The organism is Campylobacter sp. (genome assembly GCF_017646085.1).
In the GTDB taxonomy this organism is placed as follows: domain Bacteria; phylum Campylobacterota; class Campylobacteria; order Campylobacterales; family Campylobacteraceae; genus Campylobacter.
In genome coordinates this window covers 1-7323 of sequence record NZ_JAGCNF010000089.1, presented here as the reverse complement: position 1 = coordinate 7323, position 7323 = coordinate 1, and the positions used below count along the sequence as shown (strand labels likewise).

Here is a 7323-nt window from a genome sequence, read left to right as displayed (position 1 = left end):
TTTTTGAAAAAAGATGCTATAAGAACCCCCTTAGTTTCTATATGTTATAATTTTCCTAGAAAATTTTATTATGTCTAATTCGCTATAAGAACCCCCTTAGTTTCTATATGTTATAATGCAAAGCAAACAACAAACACTTTTATAAAGGCTATAAGAACCCCCTTAGTTTCTATATGTTATAATTCTGCTCTATGTTACTAAGTGGCAAAAACCAAGCTATAAGAACCCCCTTAGTTTCTATATGTTATAATAGAAACTTCTTATAGATATGATTTTATGGTATTTTGATATAAATTTTGATTTCTTAATCAAATTTTAAATCAATAAACTGTATAATCAAAATCTTATAACATATACAAACTAAGGGCATTCTTATAATAAGATCTTTTTAGATCGTAACCATTTGCCAGGTATATCCTGGCAAAATATTCAAAATTCAAATAAGCTTTTTTCTAGACTTAGCTTCTCTGTAGAGTTTTTTGGTTCGCCTTGTAATACTACCATATTTGCGTACTGCTTTTCGGTGATTGTAATCATTCGTACATTTCCTTTGCTAGGTAGTTTAGACTTTATCTTATTAGCAATAACCTCAGCCTTATCATATCCACGCACTATTCTAGCATATACAGAAAACTGCAACATAAAAAATCCACATTTTAAAAGATGACTTCTAAATTTAGCAGCCTCTTTGCGCTCTTTTTTGCTCCCTACTGGCAAATCAAACATAACCATAATACGCATCAAAATCTCACTATTCATATCTAATCTAAAAATTCCTTATCTAAAATAGGCATCAAAAGCTTAGTATTTTCTTGATTTTTAAATACTCGAAGCAAAGAATCAATGCTTTGTTCAATTGCAATATCTAATAAAAATCTTTTATCATCTATTAATACAGCTTTATCAAATATAGATATTAAAAATTTCTTGTGAGTAGAGTCAAATTCGCTATCAATCTCTCCGCTATTTTGTAAATACCAAAGCACATAAGCATCTATAAATGGTCTATAAGGCTCTATCATATCATCGGCTAAATTAAAATTATTCAAAAAAGAGTTATGATTTACGCCAATTTGTGGCATTAAGCCCTTAGCTGCTATGGCTCTAGCTATCTTAGATCTTACTAAAGCATAGCCAAAATTTAGCATAGAATTAATAAACCCACCATCTCTACGCACAAACTCATCGCCAAACGCAGATGAAAAATATATTCTAGCTCCATAAGCTTCTTTATTATCTTTATCATTTAGCAGTACTTTATTGGTTAAATTTCTTAATAAATTTACCGAATTTAAACCAAATATATCTAAAAGATTAGCTTGATTATGTAGTTTTGCTTTTACTATATTTTGCCATAATATTGCTTTTGTTTGATTTTTGCATTTTAACTGGGCTCTTAAGTTTAGATTGCCTACAGAGTGCGTACAAAGTGGCAATAATAAAGTAGTAGGCATATGTGTTTCATCGCATATTATCAAGGTTATACCTTGCCTTGATAGGCAAGATAATAAATTTTGAGAAAAGTAGCTATGGTATGAATCCACCACAATAGAGCTAATAATATCTATAGGTATATTTATAATATCATCACTCTTTTGAAGCAATAAATTTGAGTTTTTAATGCTTAATTTAGAATCACTACTCACATAAATATTTAGCTTTTGCGCCACCTATTTATCCTTATTATTTATCTCATTTTGAATTATCTGTGCTGCCTTTTTGGTAAAGTTTTTACCATTTTTATATACATTGCCTAATATATCTATATCAAGTCGTTCTATTAAACTACAAACATGTGGTGCTATCTTTCTATTTTTATTGTCATTAATTAAAGGATGGCTTACATCAAAATCAACATTAGATATATTAATACCATCTATATATCTTATATACTCTTTTTTGCCTTTAGTATATAAAATCAGATCATTTTTATATAGAGTCATTACATACTCAAATCCATTATTACTTTTTTGATGATCGGTATGTTTTTCTCCTTTTTTTAAAATATCAATTACAGCACTTTTATCATCTTTTATATCATCTCCACTATATACTACGCCTACATGATACTTTCCATCTTTTTTATATATTAGATATCTATCTTGTCTATCTAAATTTGCTACTCCGCCACGCACATATCGCATTCTATTGTCATATTTACTTAGAATACTTATTTTAGCTTTATCAAGGCTTTTGCCATGAAAATATATATTTAATCCATCCTTATCATTATTTTTAAGCATAGAGTATAGCTCTTTGTTTCTGCTATCTTTGTCTATTAAATATTCAAAAATAAATTTATCTTCCTTATTTTCCTTAACTGTTTTAGAGATAGCATCTTTTACGCTTACTCTCTTTATTACATATAGATTATCTACATTATTTTTTATTAAATATTCAAATTCAGATTTATCTTTTAACCTTCTATAATTACCATTTTCTTTTAATCTAATTGAGCATATTGTATCTTCATGAACACTGCGACTATTATGAAGCCTATCTACCTTTTTAGATGGTATAACCCACTTTAATCTCTCATTTAAAACTTCATTCATATGAACCATAGGCATACTACTATGCAATGCCTTATCTACTTTATCATTTGTATCTTTACTAAGTTGAGCTAGCTCTATTATAGATGAGTGTGTGCTTTGTCTTACTACTTCGCCTCTATTTGGCAGTACCCTATATTTAGTACTAGCCCTTTTAGATATATCACAGAGTGATTTTACCATCCCTTGAGTACTAAATGCTATTATAACCGCATCTTGAGCGTGATGCGTATGGATATTTCTATCTTTTATATATCTTTGCTCATCTATATTTTTATCTCCTATATGCCATAGATTGCGCAGAATATGAGTTAAGCTACCATTTCTTACTTGTACTCTATTTCGTCTTGTATTATTGTTTTTAATATCTTCTAAATCACTACAATTTCCCTCAAATTTCAAATTCTCCTCTATATAGTTTTTAATAAGCCTACTAGCATATCTAGTCTCATTTAAAGCTCTAGACTTTTCTATATCTTCTATATGTTTTTCAAACTCATCTAGCGTTATTAAAAGATTATCTCTTTTTCTTTTGCTCATTGATTGTGGGATTGAGTTTATATGACTTACAAACCACTCATCATCTAAAAACCCACTTCTTGGAATTCTTTGGCCTTTTAGTTGGTTGCACTCTTTATGAGCTAAAACTTTATTTGTATAACTATCATCAAAGCTTAAAGATAGTGGCAAGATATGATCTATCTCTACTTTATTATCAGCAATATCAGATGAATTTAATTTAATATTACAATATGGGCATTGATAATCTTGCTCGATTAATAATCTAGCTTTTAATATATCCTTGTTTTTAGCATTTTGGCCAACTATTGCTTTAGCGCTTTTTTTATTTTCTTCATTTCGTCTTTGAGACTCGCTATATCTCTTTTTTTCTTTGGTAGTAAGTGGCAAATCTCTTGCAAGTTCTATATTAATCTGATCAAATTTAGCTCCATTTTTAATTAAAGTATTGATTAAGATGATAGCTTGATTTACAATTTTTCTAACTCTTGGATTTTCTTTTTTAACTAATACTTTTAGATATTTACTTTTGATACTATTTGCTTTTATTTTGGATTTATCATCTAGATGTTTTATATACTCATCACATGCCATGGTATAAACATATCCATCTATTAAATATGGCTCAATACCCTTTAAAGCTTTAAGACTTAAATTTGAAGTTCCAGATATCTTATTAAAACATAAATTCAAAATTTCATCTTTTTGATTATCTGTATAGCTATATTTAGCCAAATGCTGGGCAAATTTCTCTTCACAATGCATAAAGTCTTTATAAATTGCAAAGATATAGATTAAATCATTTAATTCAGCTTCCCTATCATTCATAGCCTTATAGTTATTCACACCTAAAATCTTGCAAATATCTTTAAGCATATTTGTAGCTTTATTATCTATAAATTTATCTTTCTCTTTAGTTGTTATATTTGATGATAAAATTGAATTTAAGTTCTCAAATGTTAATTTACCCTTTTTAATGATAATATCCATAGCATCTACATATAAATTATCAACCATATCTATTTGATATTTTTTTAATGTATTATTTATACTTTGAAAAATCATAGATTTAGTAGCTGTAATGCTATTTTTAAATGCTCGTATCTCATCTTTTAAAATAGCACAATCTCCAATCATCTCTTTTATACGATTTTCATCAATAGCTGGAGCTTTTAAATTTACTATATCTATAACTTTATCTATAAAGCTATCATTTATCTCTTTATAAAATTTACTTTGATATCTTAAAATCTCTCCTATTTCATACTCTATCATCTCTTTTTGAGCCATAAAGACTACTTTGCCATCACGATTGCGATAAGCACCATCGCCAATATTTTCAATCGCAAATTGAGCTATTGTTCTTTGGTAGCTATTACTATTTACATCATAACCAAGCAAGGTTTTTGTCTTTTGGATTTCATTAATAGTTTTTACGCTATCTTTATCATTAGATTTACTTTTAGAGCTTTGTGGAACTGGGCCAGATCTATATCCCCTATGCTTTGCTAAATAATATATACAAGCAAATATCTGCTTAGGGCTTAGCTTTTCTTCTAAAGCTTTAGCGCGCAAGATAAATATATCTTTATTTTCAAAATGAAATTTAGCAAAAAACCGCTCTTTATTATAGCTATTATCCAAAAAGCCAATTGATCTAAATTCTTTTTCTATAATTTTTAAACGCTCTTTTTTACGCTTATATCTTTGTCTGCTACTTTTACTATTACGCCAATCCTTAGTTAGAAGATTTCCGCTCCTATCTTCTGCAACTCCATCAAAAAGTCTCACGCCTAAATCTATAATTTTATTTTTATCCTCTTTATCTATCTCATTTTTAGCATCTTTATCAAACTCAACGATAGCCCATCCTATAGAAGTTATGCCTATATCTAATCCTAACACTCTCATATTTATCCTTTTTATGCAATTAATTGATATCTTACACAAAATTATCTTAAATTTAATCAATAAAAAAGATATAATAGAAATATTAAGCTATAAAAAATTAAATTTAATGTATAATTACAATTTGTTTAAATCTAAAGTAAGGTTTGTAAATTGTCAAAGCTGCTCAATGAAAAATTTTTTAAATTCATCTTTTCTGTTGGTATAATTATTATTGGTGTATGGCTTACCTTTCCTAGTGAGCTAACTAATGCGCAAAAATCAGCCCATACAAATGCCTATTTTACTACCATTATGCTTACTTTTGGTGGGATTAGTATAGGTATTATTTTGGGTTTTATATTGGCCTTTTTAAAATTTTTAAATATCAAAATTTTATCATTTTTCATAGATGAATATATAGATATTATTCGTGGTACGCCTGTACTTTTACAATTAATGATATTTGCTTTTGTTATTCTTGCTACACTTAGCGATAACTTCTATGCAGCTGTAATTGCCCTAGGACTCAATAGCTCTGCATATGTCGCTGAGATTGTTCGTAGCGGTATAAATAGCGTCGATCGTGGCCAGATGGAGGCAGCTCGTGCTATGGGACTAAGCTACAGTGTATCAATGCGCCTAATAATATTCCCACAAGCAATTAAAAATATACTCCCAGCTCTTGCTAATGAGTTTATAAGCTTATTTAAAGAGACATCTGTTGTAGGATTAATAGGAATATTTGATTTGACAATGCAAAGTAAAAGCTTGCAAGCTACGCTATTTACTCCTGAGCCAATCTTATTTGCTGGGGTAGTATATTATGCTAATGTCAAACTATTCTCCGTTATGGCAAAATTATTAGAAAATAGGCTAAACAGACATGATTAAAACAATAAATTTAACAAAAAACTACGGTGATTTATGCGTTTTAAACGGCATTAATACACAAATAAATAGAGGCGAAGTAGTAGCTGTAATTGGTCCAAGTGGTGGTGGTAAAAGCACATTTTTACGCTGTCTAAATAGACTAGAAGAACCTACAAGTGGTCAAATAATCATAGATGGCAAAAATATCTTAGATAAAAAAGTTGATATAAATAAAGTAAGACAAAAAGTAAGTATGGTCTTTCAACATTTTAACCTTTTTGCCAATAAAACTGTAATGCAAAATTTAACTCTAGCACCAGTACAAGCTAAACTATGCAGCGAATCTGAGGCTAAAGATAGAGCTATTGAACTCTTAAAAAAGGTTGGGCTAGAGTCTAAAGCTGATGTATATCCGCACAAACTAAGTGGTGGTCAAAAACAAAGAATTGCAATTGCTAGAAGCCTAGCATTAAAACCTGAAGTTATATTATTTGATGAACCTACAAGCGCCTTAGATCCTGAGATGATTGGCGAGGTTTTATCTATTATGAAAGAGGTAGCAAACGAAGGCTTAACAATGATTGTAGTAACCCATGAAATGGGATTTGCTAGAAATGTAGCTAGTAGAATATTTTTTATGGATAAAGGTATAATTGCAGTAGATGGCTGCCCTAAAGCAATATTTGAAGATACTACCCACCCAAGACTTGGCGAGTTTTTAAATAAAGTACTAAATCACTAATAAAGGAATAGAATGCGACTATTGTTTAAATTAATTCTTAGCATAACTATGCTAGTAGCTGTGGCAAATGCTCAAACGATCAAAGTAGGTACAAATGCTACATATCCACCATTTGAATTTGTTAATGAACAAAATCAAATTACTGGATTTGATATGGATTTGATGGCTGAAATCGCTAAAAAAGTTGGCTTTAAAATTGAGATTGTAAATATCTCATTTGATTCTTTAATTCCTGCTTTAAAAGCTGGTAAAATAGATATTATAGCAGCTGCAATGAGTGCTACGCCTGAGAGAATTAAGGCTGTTGATTTTAGTAAATCATACTATCACACTATGAATTTATTCATCAAAAAAGCTGATAATAAAGATCTAACTAAATTTGAACAACTTGAAGGTAAAAAAATATCAGTGCAACTTGGCACCGTTCAAGAGATAGCTGCTAGAGAGATTAAAGGTGCTAAAGTTATGGCTATTGATGAGATATTTGGTGCAGTTATGGCAGTCAAAAACGCAAAAGCCGATGCTCTTATAGTAGATAGCTCAATAGGTTATGGATATTTAAAACAAAATCCAGATTTAGTTGAATTTTTACATCTTCCAGATGGTAGCGAAGGCTTTAGCTTTGCATTTGATAAAGGCAAACACAAAGAACTTCAAGCAAAAATCAACTCAGCTATTGATGAATTAAAAAATGATGGCACATATGATAAGCTTTTAGTTAAATATGATCTAAAATAAGGTTAAATAATG

6 protein-coding genes are annotated in these 7323 nt (G+C 29.5%); 3 read left to right on the top strand and 3 right to left on the bottom strand.

The annotated features are described in order from the left end of the window. Positions 1–429: 429 nt before the first annotated feature. The 3 genes from cas2 to cas9 are packed head-to-tail and all read right to left on the bottom strand — an operon-like array spanning position 430 to position 4982. Complete coding sequence (cas2, locus tag J6V67_RS04840; protein ID WP_291859559.1) at positions 430–759, bottom strand: CRISPR-associated endonuclease Cas2; 330 nt, start codon at positions 757–759, stop codon at positions 430–432. 2 nt (positions 760–761) lie between these two features. Next, a complete protein-coding gene (cas1, locus tag J6V67_RS04835; RefSeq protein ID WP_291859557.1) occupies positions 762–1670 on the bottom strand; it encodes a type II CRISPR-associated endonuclease Cas1 in 909 nt (302 codons plus the stop codon). Next, on the bottom strand, positions 1671–4982 hold the full coding sequence (gene cas9 / locus J6V67_RS04830) for a type II CRISPR RNA-guided endonuclease Cas9 (RefSeq protein ID WP_291859556.1): 3312 nt from the start codon (positions 4980–4982) through the stop codon (positions 1671–1673). 159 nt (positions 4983–5141) lie between these two features. Between cas9 and J6V67_RS04825 the strand changes: the two genes are divergently transcribed. Genes J6V67_RS04825 through J6V67_RS04815 form a run of 3 tightly spaced genes read left to right on the top strand, consistent with a single transcriptional unit; the run spans position 5142 to position 7311 of the window. Further along, positions 5142–5852 (top strand): amino acid ABC transporter permease, encoded by a 711-nt coding sequence (locus J6V67_RS04825; RefSeq protein WP_291859562.1) that lies wholly within the window; start codon positions 5142–5144, stop codon positions 5850–5852. After that, complete coding sequence (locus J6V67_RS04820) at positions 5845–6573, top strand: amino acid ABC transporter ATP-binding protein (protein ID WP_291859554.1); 729 nt, start codon at positions 5845–5847, stop codon at positions 6571–6573. The genes J6V67_RS04825 and J6V67_RS04820 overlap by 8 nt, the downstream gene beginning before the upstream one ends. A gap of 12 nt (positions 6574–6585) precedes the next feature. Further along, positions 6586–7311 carry a basic amino acid ABC transporter substrate-binding protein gene (locus J6V67_RS04815; protein ID WP_291859551.1) on the top strand — a complete coding sequence of 242 codons (726 nt, stop codon included), beginning with the start codon at positions 6586–6588 and terminating at the stop codon, positions 7309–7311. Positions 7312–7323 lie beyond the last annotated feature (12 nt).